This window comes from Roseovarius litorisediminis (assembly GCF_900172295.1).
GTDB classification, from domain to species: domain Bacteria; phylum Pseudomonadota; class Alphaproteobacteria; order Rhodobacterales; family Rhodobacteraceae; genus Roseovarius; species Roseovarius litorisediminis.
Genome location: NZ_FWFL01000001.1, coordinates 140,322 through 155,788 on the forward strand (window position 1 = coordinate 140,322; position 15,467 = coordinate 155,788).

Annotated in this window: 15 protein-coding genes; 5 read left to right on the forward strand and 10 right to left on the reverse strand. The window is 57.8% G+C overall.

The window, feature by feature from the left end; genetic code table 11:
* Positions 1–31: 31 nt before the first annotated feature.
* From rsmA to lptF, 6 genes are read right to left on the reverse strand one after another with little or no spacing between them, the layout of a single operon-like run.
* Positions 32–871, reverse strand: a complete 840-nt coding sequence (gene rsmA, locus PEL8287_RS00655; RefSeq protein WP_085890436.1) for a 16S rRNA (adenine(1518)-N(6)/adenine(1519)-N(6))-dimethyltransferase RsmA — start codon at positions 869–871, stop codon at positions 32–34.
* A complete protein-coding gene (gene pdxA, locus PEL8287_RS00660) occupies positions 868–1,839 on the reverse strand; it encodes a 4-hydroxythreonine-4-phosphate dehydrogenase PdxA (RefSeq protein ID WP_085890437.1) in 972 nt (323 codons plus the stop codon). The genes rsmA and pdxA overlap by 4 nt, the downstream gene beginning before the upstream one ends.
* Entirely contained in the window at positions 1,836–3,080 is a 1,245-nt protein-coding gene (locus PEL8287_RS00665) for a peptidylprolyl isomerase (protein ID WP_235862097.1), read from the reverse strand. The genes pdxA and PEL8287_RS00665 overlap by 4 nt, the downstream gene beginning before the upstream one ends.
* Positions 3,081–3,085: 5 nt before the next feature.
* A complete protein-coding gene (locus PEL8287_RS00670) occupies positions 3,086–5,275 on the reverse strand; it encodes an LPS-assembly protein LptD (protein ID WP_085890439.1) in 2,190 nt (729 codons plus the stop codon).
* Positions 5,272–6,363: an LPS export ABC transporter permease LptG gene (gene lptG, locus PEL8287_RS00675; RefSeq protein WP_085890440.1), complete on the reverse strand. Its 1,092-nt coding sequence runs from the start codon at positions 6,361–6,363 to the stop codon at positions 5,272–5,274. Before lptG ends, PEL8287_RS00670 begins: the two co-directional genes overlap by 4 nt.
* Positions 6,360–7,481 (reverse strand): LPS export ABC transporter permease LptF, encoded by a 1,122-nt coding sequence (lptF, locus tag PEL8287_RS00680; protein ID WP_176228543.1) that lies wholly within the window; start codon positions 7,479–7,481, stop codon positions 6,360–6,362. Before lptF ends, lptG begins: the two co-directional genes overlap by 4 nt.
* 227 nt (positions 7,482–7,708) lie before the next feature.
* Here lptF and PEL8287_RS00685 point away from each other — a divergent pair, with 227 nt between their 5' ends.
* The 3 genes from PEL8287_RS00685 (at position 7,709) to PEL8287_RS00695 (ending at position 10,279) form a co-directional block, all read left to right on the forward strand.
* Complete coding sequence (locus PEL8287_RS00685; RefSeq protein ID WP_085890442.1) at positions 7,709–9,181, forward strand: leucyl aminopeptidase; 1,473 nt, start codon at positions 7,709–7,711, stop codon at positions 9,179–9,181.
* Complete coding sequence (locus tag PEL8287_RS00690) at positions 9,181–9,639, forward strand: DNA polymerase III subunit chi (RefSeq protein WP_085890443.1); 459 nt, start codon at positions 9,181–9,183, stop codon at positions 9,637–9,639. Before PEL8287_RS00685 ends, PEL8287_RS00690 begins: the two co-directional genes overlap by 1 nt.
* Positions 9,640–9,787: 148 nt before the next feature.
* Positions 9,788–10,279 carry a GFA family protein gene (locus PEL8287_RS00695; protein ID WP_217807655.1) on the forward strand — a complete coding sequence of 164 codons (492 nt, stop codon included), beginning with the start codon at positions 9,788–9,790 and terminating at the stop codon, positions 10,277–10,279.
* A gap of 100 nt (positions 10,280–10,379) precedes the next feature.
* On the opposite strand, the gene PEL8287_RS00700 is transcribed toward PEL8287_RS00695, so the two are convergent.
* Positions 10,380–10,961 carry a retropepsin-like aspartic protease family protein gene (locus PEL8287_RS00700; protein ID WP_085890445.1) on the reverse strand — a complete coding sequence of 194 codons (582 nt, stop codon included), beginning with the start codon at positions 10,959–10,961 and terminating at the stop codon, positions 10,380–10,382.
* Between the two features lie 37 nt (positions 10,962–10,998).
* On the reverse strand, positions 10,999–11,616 hold the full coding sequence (locus PEL8287_RS00705; RefSeq protein WP_085890446.1) for a MarC family protein: 618 nt from the start codon (positions 11,614–11,616) through the stop codon (positions 10,999–11,001).
* A 71-nt stretch (positions 11,617–11,687) separates the two neighbouring features.
* Here PEL8287_RS00705 and PEL8287_RS00710 point away from each other — a divergent pair, with 71 nt between their 5' ends.
* Positions 11,688–12,509, forward strand: coding sequence for a methyltransferase domain-containing protein (locus PEL8287_RS00710; protein WP_085890447.1), 822 nt, complete (start codon positions 11,688–11,690; stop codon positions 12,507–12,509).
* Between the two features lie 72 nt (positions 12,510–12,581).
* On the opposite strand, the gene PEL8287_RS00715 is transcribed toward PEL8287_RS00710, so the two are convergent.
* A complete protein-coding gene (locus PEL8287_RS00715) occupies positions 12,582–14,426 on the reverse strand; it encodes an ABC-F family ATP-binding cassette domain-containing protein (RefSeq protein ID WP_085890935.1) in 1,845 nt (614 codons plus the stop codon).
* 131 nt (positions 14,427–14,557) lie between these two features.
* Between PEL8287_RS00715 and ndk the strand changes: the two genes are divergently transcribed.
* On the forward strand, positions 14,558–14,980 hold the full coding sequence (ndk, locus tag PEL8287_RS00720) for a nucleoside-diphosphate kinase (protein ID WP_085890448.1): 423 nt from the start codon (positions 14,558–14,560) through the stop codon (positions 14,978–14,980).
* A gap of 62 nt (positions 14,981–15,042) precedes the next feature.
* On the opposite strand, the gene PEL8287_RS00725 is transcribed toward ndk, so the two are convergent.
* Positions 15,043–15,414, reverse strand: coding sequence for a DUF4112 domain-containing protein (locus PEL8287_RS00725; protein ID WP_235862098.1), 372 nt, complete (start codon positions 15,412–15,414; stop codon positions 15,043–15,045).
* Between the last annotated feature and the right edge of the window lie 53 nt (positions 15,415–15,467).

Consider the following 15,467-nt stretch of genomic DNA (forward strand, 5'->3'; position numbering starts at 1 on the left):
TAGTATGTGAAGTTGTTCAAGTCGTTTCGGATCAGCTTTCCATCAACCGGGCCAGTGCGCAAAACTGTTCCAGTCCCACGGTCTCGGCGCGGTCAGTGGGCTTGATTCCGGCCTGCGTCAGGCGATCTTCGATGTCAGGCGCCAGTCCCTTGAGGGCCGCGCGCAGCATCTTACGGCGTTGATTAAAGGCTTTGGCAACAACCTGCTCCAGAATTCTGGGATTCGCCGGAAAGCGCGGTTCGGGCAGGGCGGTCAGATGCACCACGGCGCTGGACACTTTGGGCGGCGGGGTAAAGGCGCCGGGCGGCAGGTGCATGACAATCTGTGCCTCGGAACGCCACTGCGCCAATAACGCCAGCCGACCATAGGCCTTGCTTCCTGGCTTTGCCACAATCCGCTCGGCCACTTCGCGCTGGAACATCAGCGTCAGGCTTTGCCAGAACGGTGGCCAGTCTTTCGGTGTAAGCCAGCGGATCAGCAATTCGGTGCCAACGTTATAAGGCAGGTTGGCAACTACGCGGATAGGCGGGGCGAGGTGCGCCAGCGGGTCAAGCTCCAACGCGTCGGCATTGATCACGTCCAGCCGCCCCGGAAAGGCGGCGGCGATCTGTTTCAGTGCGGGCAGGCAGCGGATGTCCTTTTCAATTGCCAGCACGTGACGGGCGCCTTCTGACAGCAAACCCCGGGTCAACCCGCCAGGGCCCGGGCCAATCTCAAGCACATCGCATGCAGTCAGATCACCTGCCTGTCGGGCGATCTTGGCGGTCAGGTTCAGATCCAGCAGAAAATTCTGCCCCAGAGATTTACGCGCCGAAAGCGCATGATCGGCGATCACCTGCCGCAACGGGGGAAGATCGTCGATTGTGCTCATGCCTGCCGCGCAGCGCCCATCCGGGCTGCCATCTTCAGCGCTTCGATCATCGAGGTCGGGTTGGCAATACCTTGCCCTGCAATATCAAACGCCGTGCCATGATCGGGCGAGGTGCGAATGAACGGCAGACCAAGAGTCACATTTACTCCTTGGTCGAAATCCAGTGTCTTTATAGGAATGAGTGCCTGATCATGGTACATGCAGATCGCGGCGTCATAACCCTTGCGGGCGCGGGCGTGAAACATCGTATCTGCTGAAAGCGGTCCGCGCAGGTCAAGCCCTTCAGCACGCAGCATATCCAACACCGGAGTGATCAGTTCGATCTCTTCACGTCCCATCTTGCCACCTTCGCCGGCATGCGGGTTCAGGCCTGCAACAGAAAGGCGTGGCGCTTTGACGCTGAAATCTCGGATTAGTGCGGCATGTGTTATGCGGATCGTTTCGGACAAAAGATCAGATGTCAGCGCGTCGGGAACCTTGGCCAAAGGGATATGAATTGTTGTGGGCACCACCCGCAACTGGTCGCTGGCCAGCATCATCACCACGCGGTCCACACCCGCCAGGGCGGCCAGATATTCAGTATGGCCGGGATAGGCAAACCCGGCGCCATCCTGCAGCGCCTGCTTGTGAATGGGCGCCGTGCACAGGGCCAGTGCTGCGCCGGAGTCTACCAGTTCCACACCGCGTGCGATCACGTCGATAACGGCCTGCGCGTGGGCCGGGTTCGGCACTCCGTGGGTCAGCTTGCCGGTGAAATCATGACGCAAGACCGGCAGACCGCGTACCGCCGCCTCAGAAGTTTCAGCCGGATGGGTGATTTCAACCAATGGCGTTCCTGGGGGTACATGTAGGGGATCCCCCAACAGGAAAAACGGCAATTCCGCCCCTAGCTGCGCCCAGGCCATGGCCGCAAGTTCCGGCCCGATACCTGCCGGTTCGCCGCAGCTGAGTGCGACAGGCAGGGTCATTCAAACTCGATGATCCGTGCCTCGGCACGCAACTGCTCAAGATAACCGTTGGCAAAGGATTCAAGTCGCCGGCTGCGGATGAAATTGGTCAGCTCGTCGGTTGACGGGCCTTCACCATCTATTTTTGGCGCGCGACCGCACAGCATCAGGAATACAAGCGTCTGGCCATCAGAACGCGTCAGTGTGGTTGACACTTCGCCGGGGTCCAGCTTGGCCAGTTCCATGGCGATATCCTGCGGAATCTCCTCGGGGGCCTTGCTCCCGCGTTCAAGCACCTCGGGCGGCTGACCCTGAGCAATGCCGTAAAGATCGTCGCAGGTATCCGTATCGGCCTTCACGCGGGCCGCTCTGGCGCGGGCCTGATCGCTGCGACCGCCGGGAATGTAATAGGCCGCGTATTCAATGGCCGAATATTCGGGCGCTGGCGTATCCAGTTCTTCGATGTCGCGCAGTTGGAAAAGCGCCACGGCACCATCCAGCGGCAGGGGGTCTGATACCTCGCCGGGCGCCAGTGCGATCACAACCGAGCGTAACGCCGGGGGAAGATTGGTGATTGGCACCCAATCCAGGCGCCCGCTACGCCCGCGGCTGGGGGCTGCCGAATACTTGCGTGCCTCGGCTGCAAATTCAGCTTCGGTGGTGATTTCAGAAATACGGGCTGCCCGCGCCTGAACCGTCTGGGCCTGGCTTGGGGGGGCTGGCATGATGATCTCGGAGAGAAGAACCCTGACACCAGAGCCGCCAGAAATAGCCGCTTCGGCGCGTTCTATATCAGCGTCGCTGACCGAGACACGCGGCGCGAATTTAGCGCGTGACAATTCGCGCCAGGTCAGGCCCGCGCGTACAAATTCACGGAAGGACGGTTCTGAAACGCCTGCGCCATCGAGTGCCCGAGTGAACTGTTCTGTGGTCATGTTAGCACGCCCGGCGAATTCCTCCATGCCATCGGCAATATCGCTGTCTTCCAGAATGAGGCCGTTTACCCGTGCCGCATCCAGTTTCAGCCGGTCCTCGATCAATTGTTCACGGGCCAGCCTCTGGGGGTCCCCCGGCGCGCGAAACAGCGTCAGCATCCGCGCACGCTGTTCGATTTCATAGCGGGTAATGGCCTGGTCGTTGACCTTGATCACGGGTTCAAACAGGTTTTGGGCCACGACGGGTGTCGGGGCAAGCCATCCAAAGCTTGCCAGCACAGCCGGCAGGGCCATCGCGGCGATGAAATTGCGCATTGTAGATGTCATACTGCTTATTTCCTGCAAGTCCGGACGTAGCTCTTATCGCCGGTTTTTGTCGTAAAGCCCCTAAGCCCAACAGTGAAGCCGATATCGGTCGATGGTTCAAGAATAGTGGAAGAGGTAAACCGACGCGAGACCGAAATCGCGATATCAACACACTCATTGGTATAATTCACCCCAACACCTGCGCGAATGCTGCGATCTGCAATAGCGTCGTAGCGCCATTCGGCATTGCCGGTCCAATGCTTTGCCACCCGGTAACTGCCGTCAAACGCCCATTCCGAAACCGTTCCGGGCCGCTCTTCGGCAGGGTCATTGCGCAGCCAAACAAAGGTCGCGCCGATATCGGCAAGATCGTTGCGCCAGCTGGCTCGGGCTTCGGCTTTGGTCGGGTCAAATGCATCGTCAAAAAGGCTGCGCGCGGTCACGGTCAGACCATTGGCATTTTTGAACTGCCCTGCAACCAGTACATCGGAAAATCTGGTCTGCAGTCCGGACACCTTGCTGAAGCTGGGCGAGCCATCGCTTTCCAGTTGTTGTTCGTCACGGACAACCTGGCCAAGAGCCAGCGAACTTTGCCATCCATCGGGATCAATCCGGGTCCAGTTTACACCGTAAGCGGCCATCGTTCCGCGTTCGCGCCGGTCTGGTGCTGAGTAATGCGACAGGTTGAAAAGGTTCCCCTCGTCAAATTCGATACGTGTATTTTCATCATTGGGAACGTCCGGGTTCGATCCGCCAACCCAGGCCAGTTGCACCATCGGTTCAATCACATGTGACACCCCGGTGCCGGTTACCTTTTGCAGCGGCCAACGCAAGTGGACGGCAGCAGAAGGCGTGACTTCGCTGGCTGATGACGCACTGGTTGTACCGGCCTGGTTGATTTCAAAGCCATCGAAGGCAAGCCCGGTCTGGACCTTACCCAGAACGCCGCCGGGTAGAATCCAGTTGCGATGCCAGTCTGCGCTGGCGGTCAGGCGGGTTACGTCGCGGCCGTCTGCAAACCGGTCAAAGTCGGCGCCATCTATTTCCAGATCAGATGAACGGAAGTGATTGTGGGCTGCCGCCGCCAGAAACAACTCCCCTCCCAGCCGGTTGGGGAAAATCCGCCGCTGGTATTCGGCATTGGTGACCAATGTCGGCAGGGTCGAGTTGCTTTCACCAACCCGCAGGGTTCGGAAGTGCGTGACCGCTCCGCGGATGTATTCATCGCGCCGGGCCCGTTCGGCCGCCACTTCGCTGCTCAGCCGGTCCTTGTTGGAATAGGAATAATCTACCAGGTAGGTATCATCGTTCACTGCCTCCAGATTGAAGGTCAGCTGGAAATCCTTTGGCAAATCAAATTCACCTTCGGCAAAGATATACCCACGCTGACTGCGCCCGCCCAGATCATCATCCGACGCCGCCCCTTCAACTTCGATCGTGCCGTTGCGAAAAGCCTGCCGATAGCGAAATTCAAGTGTCCGCGTCTTGGTGGACAAAAAGGGCGTCAGCGTCAGGTCTTTGTGATCTCCAATACGAATGAAATACGGAACCTTGGCACCGAAACCCAGCAGCGTCGAATTTTTCAGCGATGGGATCAGAAAGCCCGTCGCGCGCTCCAGTGTCGGATCGGGTAACCGCAGGCGTGGAAGATAGAACACCGGTGTATCCAGTACCCGCAACTGTGCGTCATCAAAATACAGTTGCCGTTCCTGCAGATCATGGATCACCCGCCGCGCCCGGATCTGCCAGAGTGGTGGGCGTCCGTCGTGGCAAACCTTGCACGAGGTCACCGATGTTTTGTAAAGCTGCATGTAACGGCCGTTGACGCGGCGCAGTTCGTTGGCAGCTAGTTGGACCTGGTTTTCCATCACGATCCGCGCACCCGACAACAGACCGTTTTGCAAATCACCGTCCAGCATTCCGGCATCCGCCAGAATCAGCGTATTGCCCTGTTCCTGCAGGATGATCGGCCCGGTAATTTCCAGCGTGTCCTTGGCGCGGTCATAGGTGATCGCCTTGGCTTGCAGGCGTCGGCCCTGATATATCGCCTCAACATTACCTTCGGCGACAAGCGTATCGTCGCCCGACAGATACACGTCATCCGCCACCAATATCGCAGGCAGTGATGGTGCGCCCGGCGCCGTTTGCGCAGCAAGGATCACAGGCAGGCTGACGCAGGCCAGCAGCACCCCTAAAAGCAGATGCAATCGCTTCATCCGTCCTCCATGTGCAGAAGGATGCCAATCGCCAGAAAAAGCGAGGCCACCGGTGGCGCCCATGCGGCCAGCAGCACAGGTATCTGCCCGTTCTCACCTAAAATCTGCGCGAAATTCCGGATGTAATACAAACCGAACCCCAGCATGATTGCTGTCAGGACTGAAACCCCGGTATTGCCAAGCCGAGTGTGGCGCATCGAAAAGGCTGCGGTAACCAGCACAAGCGCGATAAGGAAGATTGGCTTTGCCAGCTCCATCTGAAACCAGACCGAATAGCGTCGGGCTGAAAATCCGGCCTTTTCCAGTTGTCGTATAAAAGCGGGCAGATCCCAAAGCGGGATGTATTCAGGTTTGCCAAAACTGTCGATGATCCCCTCTTTTGTCAGTGCCGAGGGAACCGAGTATGTCGCCAGCGTCAGGGCTGTGGATTCAGGGTTTCCCCCGCGCATGAGATCCCACAGCTTCACATTGCTCAGCAGCCATTCGCCATTTCCCAGCGTTGCCTCTTCTGCATTGATCCGGCGCAGCGGCGCGCCGTCCTGCGTAAAGGCTATGAATGAGGTGTCATAGAGTGTGCTGAGATCCGAACTGGCGCGGCTGGCATGGATCACTATCTGCCCATGCAAATCGCCCTGCCGCAGCCATAATCCTTCGCTGGAAATTGCCAGAACATTCGATCCGCCCTGGCGATAGCCTTTAACCAGATCACTGTATCGCTTGGACGAGGCTGCAACGATCGGGTTCAGCATCGTCACCGATATCACTCCCACTGCCGACGCTACCACAAGTGGGCCGATCAGGGCGCGCAGGGCTGAACGTCCGACAGCGCGCACCACAACCAACTCGGAACTGCGTGCCAGTCGCACGAACAGGGCTGCGGTGGACAGGATCATGATCAGAGGCAGCATTTCATAATTGGCGCTCGGCAAGTTCAAAAGAACAATTTCAAGCACACCGCCAAAAGGCAACTCCGAGAAATCCTGCAACTCGTCCATAAGGTCGACCAGAGTCAGCAAAACCACAAAAATCATGAAAATGCCAAGAAAGGTCCACAGAAATTTACGCGCGAAATAGGCATGCAGGATCATGTGGCTTCTCCTGCGGTAAAGCGTCGGAATACAAGGCGTTTCAGCGCCCCCGGGCGCGAGGACCAGAAAAGCAGCACAATTGTCGTTATAATGCCGACCAGCACCGGAAAATACATCAGCGGCCACATGGTGCCGTTTTTCAGAACAGGCCCTGCGACCGCGCCTTCGATCATCTTGATCCCCACCAGAAGAACAAAGGCCGTCAGAATCTGCCACCAGACGCCAAAGCGGCTATAGGTCCCCAATAGCAGGGTGGCAAATCCGATCATCGCTGCCAGAATGCAGATCAGGGCCTGAGTGAACCTGCTGTGCAACTCGTACATGACATTGCCGTATGTCGCCCCGCTGCGTTTCATCACCTCGTCAGGGCGCAGCACAAGGTCAGGTGTGGTGGCAAACTGGACATTATCCAGATTGGTCGGCCCCTTGGTGATCAGGCTGCTGATATCATAGGAAAAATCGTCGAAATGTGTTGTGAATAGTCGGTTCCCGTCGCGCCGAAGATTCTGCGCCAGCCCGGCAACCATGACCAGTTTTGTGCCATCGCCCTCCTGAACAAGATAGGCTTGGGTCGATGAATAGGTAACGGGCACATCGGCATTGCGCCGGTCTGACAGAAATACGTTTCTCAACTCACCTTCGGGGGTGATGTCGCGGATATAAAAGGTAATTCCGGGGGCAGGGTGCAGAAATTCGCCTTCGGTCAGCAATTTGGCCGTGATGTTCTGGCTGATCTCGGCGCGGCGCAGCTTTAGCTGGCTCTGGCTTGCGGGCACCAGAACGTGGGTCAGCAGCGACATCATCGCCGCGATAATCACACCGTAGACAAAAACCGGCCGGATCAGGCGCCATGGCGAATATCCCGTCGCCTGCATCACCGTCAGCTCACTTTCGGTACTCAGACGGTTGGTGACAAAAACCGACGAAGCAAAGGTGGCGATTGGCAAGGTGGCACTGATCACCGCCGGCAGTGTAAGCGCCGTAAACTCAAGAAAAATCCATGCTGGCTGGCCATCACCGATCAGTTTGTCGAACATGCGCACGGCCCTGTTGATCCAGAAGATCGACACCAGAACCAGTGCAAAAAAACCGAACATTACCATCAATTGCGACAGCATGTATCTGTCGAATCTGGTCACTCATTTCCCCCTGCGACAGCTGATTTGGGTGTCAACCTATCGGAATTGAGCGCGGGGGAAAACTGCTAAAAAGCGCTGTCCGACTCAAGGCTCGTTGCGTCGCTGCAATCGGATCCGGCGGTGTGGTGACCGTTGCAAACGCTTTAACTGGTCAAGGCCGTCATGGCGCGCTAGGACTAAGGCAAATCCACCTAAGGAGCAGCTTGATGACTACACCCGTTTCCGTATCTTTTCAGGATACCGACCTTGACCAGATTGCCACCGCCAAGGGCCGCGTGGCAGTTGTTGTCACCCCTGACGGCAAACTGGATGCCGGGGCGCGCCGGGTGAACCGCCTGACCAAAGGTGCGTTGACGCGGATGGTCGAAAGCGGGGCCGTCGAAAAGATGAAACCGGGTGAGATCAAAACCCTGGCCTGGCCTGCGGGTATGGCGGCGGATGCCCTCGATGTGGTCTGTCTGCCACGCGCTGCCAAGACAGAGGATTTCCGCGCGGCCGGCGTTTCCCTGGGCCGCGCCAAGGGTGATGCCGCGCTGCTGGTGCTGGCAGGTCAGGTTCGTAAACCTGCCGAGCTGACGCTGGGTATTGTTCTGCGCGCCTACAGCTTCACGGCCCACAAGACTTCTGAGGCAAAAGAAAATGGCGACGTCACCCTGATGGTCGCCAAACCCGAAGAGGTCCGCGCCGAGACGGCCCCGGCGTTGGCCGTCGCCGAGGGCGTATTCTTTACCCGCGATCTGGTCAGTGAACCGGCCAACCACCTGACGACCACCGAATTTGCCAACCGCATCAGCGCGATGAAGGATCTTGGTCTCAAGATCACCGTGCTGGACGAGGACAAGCTGGAAAAGCTGGGCATGGGGGCGCTGCTTAGCGTTGGACATGGCAGTATCAGCCCTTCGAAAGTGGCGGTGATGGAATGGAATGGCGGTAAAAAAGGTGACGCCCCATTGGCGCTGGTCGGCAAGGGCGTGGTGTTTGATACCGGCGGCATTAGCCTCAAACCCGCTGCCGGCATGGAAGACATGACCATGGACATGGGCGGTGCGGGCGTGGTGGCCGGCGTGATGCGTGTGCTGGCCTTGCGCAAGGCCAAGGCTAATGTTGTCGGCCTTGTCGGTCTGGTTGAAAACATGCCCTCTGATCGTGCCACCCGCCCCGGTGATGTGGTGACCTCGATGAAAGGTGACACCATCGAGGTGATCAACACCGACGCCGAAGGCCGTCTCGTGCTGGCCGACGTGCTGTGGTACGCGCAGGAGCACTACAAGCCCCGCGGCATCATCGACCTGGCTACCCTTACGGGTGCCGCCATCGTGGCACTTGGCCATGAAAACGCCGCTGTTCTTACCAATAATGATGACCTCTGCAAGGCCTTCCTCAAGGCCGCCGAGGCCGAGGGCGAAGGCGCCTGGCAGATGCCAATGGGCAAAGCCTATGACAAGATGATGGATAGCCAGATCGCCGACATCAAGAACAGCGGCGGACGTCCTGCCGGCACCATCACCGCCGCGCAATTCCTGCGCCGGTTCGTGGCCGAAGATATGCCATGGGTCCATCTGGATATCGCCGGTGTCGCTTCGGTCAAGGCCGAGACGACCTATGCCCCCAAAGGGGCGACTGGCTGGGGTGTCATGTCGCTCAACCGTCTGGTCGCGGATATGCTTGAGGGCGATTGATGGGGGCGGCCTATTTCTATCACCTGACACGGCACCCTCTTGAGGTGACCTTGCCCATGCTTCTGGGCAAGGCGCGGCAGGCAGGTTGGCGCGTGGCCGTTCGCGGGCGCGATCAGGCCCGGATGGAGTGGCTGGATGAAAAGCTGTGGCTGGGGGGGGATGACGCGTTTTTGCCCCACGGGCTGGCTGGCCGCCCGCACGCTGCCGACCAGCCGGTTCTGCTGACCACCGATGTGGCCATGCCAAACGGGGCCACCTGCCTGATGACGGTCGACGGCGCCGATGTGGCGCCCGACGAGGTGCAGTCGCTTGATCGGGTCTGCGTGCTGTTTGACGGCAACGATGAACCCGCGTTGCAGACCGCACGTGGCCAATGGAAGGCTCTGACCGACGCGGGGTGCCCGGCGCAATACTGGTCGGAAGAGGGTGGTCGTTGGGAGAAGAAGGCCGAGAAATAAAGTTTTTGAAACGCGTATACTCCTGACAATACACGTTCCAGATTGGGATGCCCGGTGCCTTCACGCGGTTCCAGGCGGGATCAACGCCAAGGGCATATCTGAGCCCACTGCAGTCAATCCATAACCGATCTTCGCGCTGGCCGAACAAATGTTTCCATTTTTGCCGTTGTTTTGTGCTACGTTGCAATCATTAGAAAAAATGGGGGAAATCATGTCTGATACACACAAAGGTCAGTGTTTTTGCGGAGCTGTCGAAATCGAAGTGACGGGCGAACCCGCAGGGATGGGCTATTGCCATTGTGAAAGTTGTCGAACGTGGTCTGCGGGCCCGGTTAACGCCTTTACCCTCTGGGACCCCGATGCGGTAAAGGTGGTAAAGGGCGAAGAGCACATCCGGCAATATAACAAGACCGAAAACAGCGATCGGAAATGGTGCGATAAATGCGGCGGCCACCTGATGTCAGGACACCCTGGGCTTGGTCTCACGGATGTTTACGCGGCAATTATCCCGACGGTTGATTTCAAACCCGGAATCCACGTCAATTACGCTGAAACTGTTCTTCCCATGAAAGATGGATTGCCAAAGATGAAGGACTTTCCTTCTGAATTCGGCGGTTCAGGAGAGACTGTTCCGGAGTAGACCTGCCAGGGCACCGGTCATCTGACGCCATCGGTGGCGAAACTTCAACGGGTGGCGGTTTTTTAAAAAGTCGCTTTCCGGCTTGGCCGACATCGAACGTTTACCGTGTCAGAACCAACTTGCCGCCACCGATCTCAACGCTTGTCCAACGCTGCAGATAGCTCATTCCCAGCAATGATTTGTCCATCTGCCCTTCGTTGACCACTGCACGCACGCCTTCGTCGCGGATGGGGCCAATAGCAATGCTTTCCAGGCGAACCGGGGCTGTGCGCACCTCTCCATTGGCGGTATAGGCGCGGCCCGCATAGGCCAGATTGGCTGTATCGATGCCGGCGCTTTGCGCATCTTCCTTGGTCAGAACAATTTCTGACGCCCCGGTATCGACAACAAAATGAATGGGCTCGCCGTTAACCTCGGCGATTAGGTAGTAATGCCCGTCCATCGCGCGAGGTAGTTCAATCCGGCCGTCCTGCGCCAGCACTATTTGCGTCGGGCGCACCGTCTGGCGGATATCGCCCCAAAGGCCAACGGCGGCGATCACACCTACAAAAATCAGGCCCCAGACCAGTGCCTGCTGCGTCAGCTTGCCAAGCGAGTTGCGGTTTTGGGCAAAAAACCATGCCAGTATCGCGCCCCCAAGAAGGACAAGATACATAAGTCGGGCGGTATCAAATTCACTCATGGGATCCATATATGCAGGTCGGGCCGGGACTTAAAGATTACCCGGCAAAACCGAATCCTTTCAGACCATCCAGCACGAATTGTACCGCCAGTGCCGCCAGCAGCATCCCGAACAGGCGCGTGACAACGATGATCCCGGTTTTGCCCAACAACCGCTCGAAAAGTCCGGCAATAAGGAAACTGACAAAAACCAGCACCACGACAAAGCAGGTCACTAGCATGACCCACGAAAATCCAACCCAACCGGGCTGCTGGCCCACCAGCAGGATGACCGAGGCAATCGCACCCGGACCCGCAATCAGCGGGATGGCCAGGGGAAAGACCGAGGGGTCAGGGTGGTCGTCGTCATCAGCCCGGTGTTCGCGCCGTTGCGTACGGCGTTCGAACAGCATGTCCAGTGCCGTGAGAAACAGCAAAATCCCCCCGGCAACGCGGAAAGCCGACATTGAAATGCCGACAAATTCCAAAACCGAATCGCCAAAAGCCGCAAAAACAGCCAGAACGCCGATGGCCACAAGACAGGCGCGCAGGGCAATCTTGCGTCTTTGCCTGCTGTTTAGCCCCTGGGTGACCGCAAGAAAGGCAGGCACCAGCCCCGGAGGGTCCATAATGACAAACAGCGTCACAAATGCGGTAATCAGAAAGGATGAATCCATGGTACTTTCCGGGTAAGTGCACTCAGGGGTAGGGGGCCCGTTCAGGATGTGCAAGCCAAGAGGAGCGTAAAATGCCGAAATTTGAAGAATTTGCAGCACTGGAGTACCAGGGTTGGTCGGATAATGCGACGGCCGGATCCTATGCCGGGTGCTTTGCAAAAGCAGCAGCACAATGCGTTCCGGTGTTTGTAGCGACAGTGCAGGCCAGGCCTGGGGTCCAGGCACTCGACATGTGTTGCGGTCATGGCGTTGTCGCGCGCGGCCTAGTGGATGCCGGCGCTGACGTAACGGCGCTCGATTTCTCTCCTGCGATGCTGGAACTTGCTCGCCGTGCAGTGCCCGAAGCAGATATTATCGAAGGCAATGCCATGGAACTGCCGTTTGAGGATAACAGCTTTGATTCGGTCACCATCGGATTCGGGATGCCGCATATTCCCGAACCGCAGCGCGCCCTTTCCGAGGCCAAGCGTGTGCTGCGCCCCGGCGGTCGCCTGGCCTATACAGTGTGGCATGGTGATCCGTCTGTTTCGGTTGTCGGAGACGTCTTTGGGGCGATCAAGCAGCATGGCGATCCTTTGGTTGCCTTGCCGCCCGGTCCCGATGCCCATATCCGCGCCGACCCCGAGTTCTCTTTGCCTGAGATGGCCACGGAAGGGTTCCTGGATGCGAAGATCCAAACGATAGCGTCTCATTGGGTTGTGGATGACCCCGGTGCGCCATTCGACTTTTTCTACGAAGGCACTGTGCGCGGCGGCGCCGTGCTGCGCGCGCAGTCGGAGGCCTGTCAAGCTGCGATCCGTCAGGGGGTCATCGATAAGGTGCTGTCGAAATTCGGCGCCACGGGACCGTGGACATTGCCCGTTCCGGCAGCCATGGTTTCGGGTATCGCCTGATCTGATCGGACCTTAGGGTATTCGCGTAAAAACCTACCAGGTATTAAAACGCAGCGCGTCCCCTTGTGCAAATCAGATTTCGGCGTGTTCCAACCGCTCAAGCGCGGCCATCCAAAGGGCTTCGGCACGCACCAGGCCGTCTTCGATTTCGGCATATTTCTTCTGCCAATCGGCGACACCGTAAGTATCTTCATAGATCGCAGGGTCCGCCAGTTTAGCAGCCACTTTTTCGCGCATTTCATTCAGCTTTTCAACGCGTTGCTCGCATATCTTCACGTCTTTCTTGAGCGCAAGAATTGCATCGCGCGACGGGCGTTTAGGCTTATTGGTTTTGGGTTTTTCGACCTTGGCAGGCTTGTCATTGCCCAGCAACATCGCCCGGTAACTTTGCAGATCACCCTCGTATGGGGCGACTGCGCCATCCTTGACCAGCCACAACCGGTCCGCCACCAGACTTAGCAGGTGCATATCGTGGCTGACCAGAATTACCGCACCAGAATAAGCTGTTAGCGCCTCCACCAAGGCTTCGCGCGATTCGATATCCAGGTGGTTGGTCGGCTCATCCAGGATCAGCATATGCGGCGCATCCAATGTCGCCAGCATCAGCGAAAGCCTTGCCTTCTGCCCCCCGGAAAGCCGTCCAACCAGCGTTTCGGCCTGTTCCGACCCGATACCAAAGCCCCCCAGCCGGGCACGCAGGCGCGATGGGGTCTCGGTCGGGCGCAGACGGCGGATGTGATCAATCGGGGTTTCATCAATGTGCAACTCATCCACCTGATGCTGCGCAAAATAGCCCACGCGCAACTTTGACGCTTTGGTCATGCGGCCCTGCATTAGATCAAGTCTGTCAGATAACAGTTTGGAAAGAGTTGATTTTCCTTCACCGTTCCGACCCAGAAGGGCAATCCGGTCATCTTGATCAATGCGCAGATCCAACCGTGACAGGACCGGTTTGCCGTCATAGCCGACAACACCGTTTTCGATCCGGATAATCGGCGGAGACAGCTCTTCCGGCGTTGGAAAAGTGAATCGTTTCAGCGCGGCTTCTTGCGGTGTGGTGATAGGTTTGAGCTTGGCAATCATCTTGAGACGCGATTGCGCCTGAACCGCCTTGCTGGCCTTGGCGCGGAACCGGTCAACGAAACTTTGCAGATGTGCGCGCCGCGCGTCTTGCTTGCGCGCTTCGGATTCTGCGGCGGCCAGACGGGCCGCGCGGGCTTCGGCAAAAGTCTCGTAACCGCCTTGATATAATGTAAGTTTCTTGTCCTCAAGGTGCAGGATTGACCCCACCGCGCGGTTTAAAAGTTCGCGGTCATGGCTGACGATCAGCACCGTGTGCGGATAGCGCGCCAGATAGGTTTCAAGCCACAAGGCCCCTTCAAGGTCCAGATAGTTGGTCGGTTCGTCCAACAGCAGCAGGTCAGGCTGAGAAAACAACACCCCCGCCAGCGCCACCCGCATCCGCCACCCGCCCGAGAAATCCGAGCACGGCATCTGCTGTTCAGCACTGGTAAACCCAAGGCCACGCAGGATGGAAGAGGCCCGGGCCTCGGCCGACCAGGCGTCGATATCAGCCAGTCGGGTCTGGATTTCAGAGATCCTTGCAGCATCAGTGGCAGTGTGTGATTCTTCTAGTAATTCGGCACGTTCCGTGTCTGCGGCCAGGACTGTATTGAGCAGTGAAACCTCGTTTGACGGCACCTCTTGGGCCACGCCGCCGATGCGGGCGCGCTTGGGCAGGGTGATCTCGCCGGTCTCAAGCGCCAACTCGCCACGGATCAGGCGGAAAAGAGTGGTCTTGCCGGTGCCATTGCGACCGACGATGCCCACCTTGTGGCCATCAGGAATGGTGGCCGAGGCGTGCTCGATCAGCGGGCGGCCCGCGACGGAATAGGATATATCAGATATGCGCAACATGGGGCACGCATGCCGCATGCGCGCGCTGGCGTCAATCGCGGCTTTTCAAGTGGGTTTGGCCATGGTATCGGGGCCGCAATCCTGAAGGGGCGGGCAAAGGGCCCGACCGGAACAACTGAAAAGAGGCTGACATGGCTGTTGAACGCACGCTGAGCATCATCAAACCCGATGCAACCAAACGTAACCTGACCGGCAAGATCAATGCAAAGTTTGAAGACGCAGGACTGCGTATCATTGCACAAAAACGTATTCACCTGACGCCGGCACAGGCCGGTGTGTTCTACGAGGTGCACAAAGAGCGCCCGTTCTATGGTGAACTGTGTGAGTTCATGGCAAGCGAACCGGTTGTGGTTCAGGTGTTAGAAGGTGAAGGCGCCATCGCCAAGAACCGCGAAGTGATGGGCGCAACGAACCCCGCAGATGCAGCCCCCGGCACAATCCGCGCCGAATTTGCTGAATCGGTTGGCGAAAACTCGGTCCACGGATCGGATGCTCCTGAAACAGCAGCAGTTGAAATCGCTTATTTCTTCTCTGGTCTGGAACTGGTCGGTTAAGCTATTCATCCGAACACAATGCTTGGGGCGGCTCATCAACACTGGTGGGTCGCCCTTTGTTTTCAAACTGGTAAATTTTGCACGGATCTTTCAACAACGGGTTGAGCGCGCTGTGTGCGCCTGGCAAGATTGACCTCAAGCAGGTTGATATTCCGGACATTCGCATTGTAGGCGATGTCGAATAAATCACCGATCAGCGGAATGGACCCTATCACAAAGTCTATTACCAGATTGAACATCATGTAAGCTAAAGCACCAGGAGTGGCGCCAAGCTGGCGCGCTTTCCAGACCAACCAAAGGGCAGGCGCCATGGCTGCTGCGTCGCCGATGACGGGAATGAAACCCAGCAGGTTATCCAGCCCCACCGTAAGTTTTGTGCCGGGAATGCGGAACAGCGCATCAAGCCTTTGGGCGACGTGTTTCAGGCGTTCCAACTCGGAATTCAGGTCCTGTTGAGTATGATTTCGCATTATGTATACATATGTAT

Excerpts from the sequence above, each read along its gene's own strand:
- rsmA (WP_085890436.1), bottom strand. The coding sequence starts at position 871 with ATGAGCACAATCGACGATCTTCCCCCGTTGCGGCAGGTGATCGCCGAT.
- pdxA (WP_085890437.1), bottom strand. The coding sequence starts at position 1,839 with ATGACCCTGCCTGTCGCACTCAGCTGCGGCGAACCGGCAGGTATCGGG.
- PEL8287_RS00665 (WP_235862097.1), bottom strand. The coding sequence starts at position 3,080 with ATGACATCTACAATGCGCAATTTCATCGCCGCGATGGCCCTGCCGGCT.
- PEL8287_RS00670 (WP_085890439.1), bottom strand. The coding sequence starts at position 5,275 with ATGAAGCGATTGCATCTGCTTTTAGGGGTGCTGCTGGCCTGCGTCAGC.
- lptG (WP_085890440.1), bottom strand. The coding sequence starts at position 6,363 with ATGATCCTGCATGCCTATTTCGCGCGTAAATTTCTGTGGACCTTTCTT.
- lptF (WP_176228543.1), bottom strand. The coding sequence starts at position 7,481 with ATGCTGTCGCAATTGATGGTAATGTTCGGTTTTTTTGCACTGGTTCTG.
- PEL8287_RS00685 (WP_085890442.1), top strand. The coding sequence starts at position 7,709 with ATGACTACACCCGTTTCCGTATCTTTTCAGGATACCGACCTTGACCAG.
- PEL8287_RS00690 (WP_085890443.1), top strand. The coding sequence starts at position 9,181 with ATGGGGGCGGCCTATTTCTATCACCTGACACGGCACCCTCTTGAGGTG.
- PEL8287_RS00695 (WP_217807655.1), top strand. The coding sequence starts at position 9,788 with ATGTTTCCATTTTTGCCGTTGTTTTGTGCTACGTTGCAATCATTAGAA.
- PEL8287_RS00700 (WP_085890445.1), bottom strand. The coding sequence starts at position 10,961 with ATGAGTGAATTTGATACCGCCCGACTTATGTATCTTGTCCTTCTTGGG.
- PEL8287_RS00705 (WP_085890446.1), bottom strand. The coding sequence starts at position 11,616 with ATGGATTCATCCTTTCTGATTACCGCATTTGTGACGCTGTTTGTCATT.
- PEL8287_RS00710 (WP_085890447.1), top strand. The coding sequence starts at position 11,688 with ATGCCGAAATTTGAAGAATTTGCAGCACTGGAGTACCAGGGTTGGTCG.
- PEL8287_RS00715 (WP_085890935.1), bottom strand. The coding sequence starts at position 14,426 with ATGTTGCGCATATCTGATATATCCTATTCCGTCGCGGGCCGCCCGCTG.
- ndk (WP_085890448.1), top strand. The coding sequence starts at position 14,558 with ATGGCTGTTGAACGCACGCTGAGCATCATCAAACCCGATGCAACCAAA.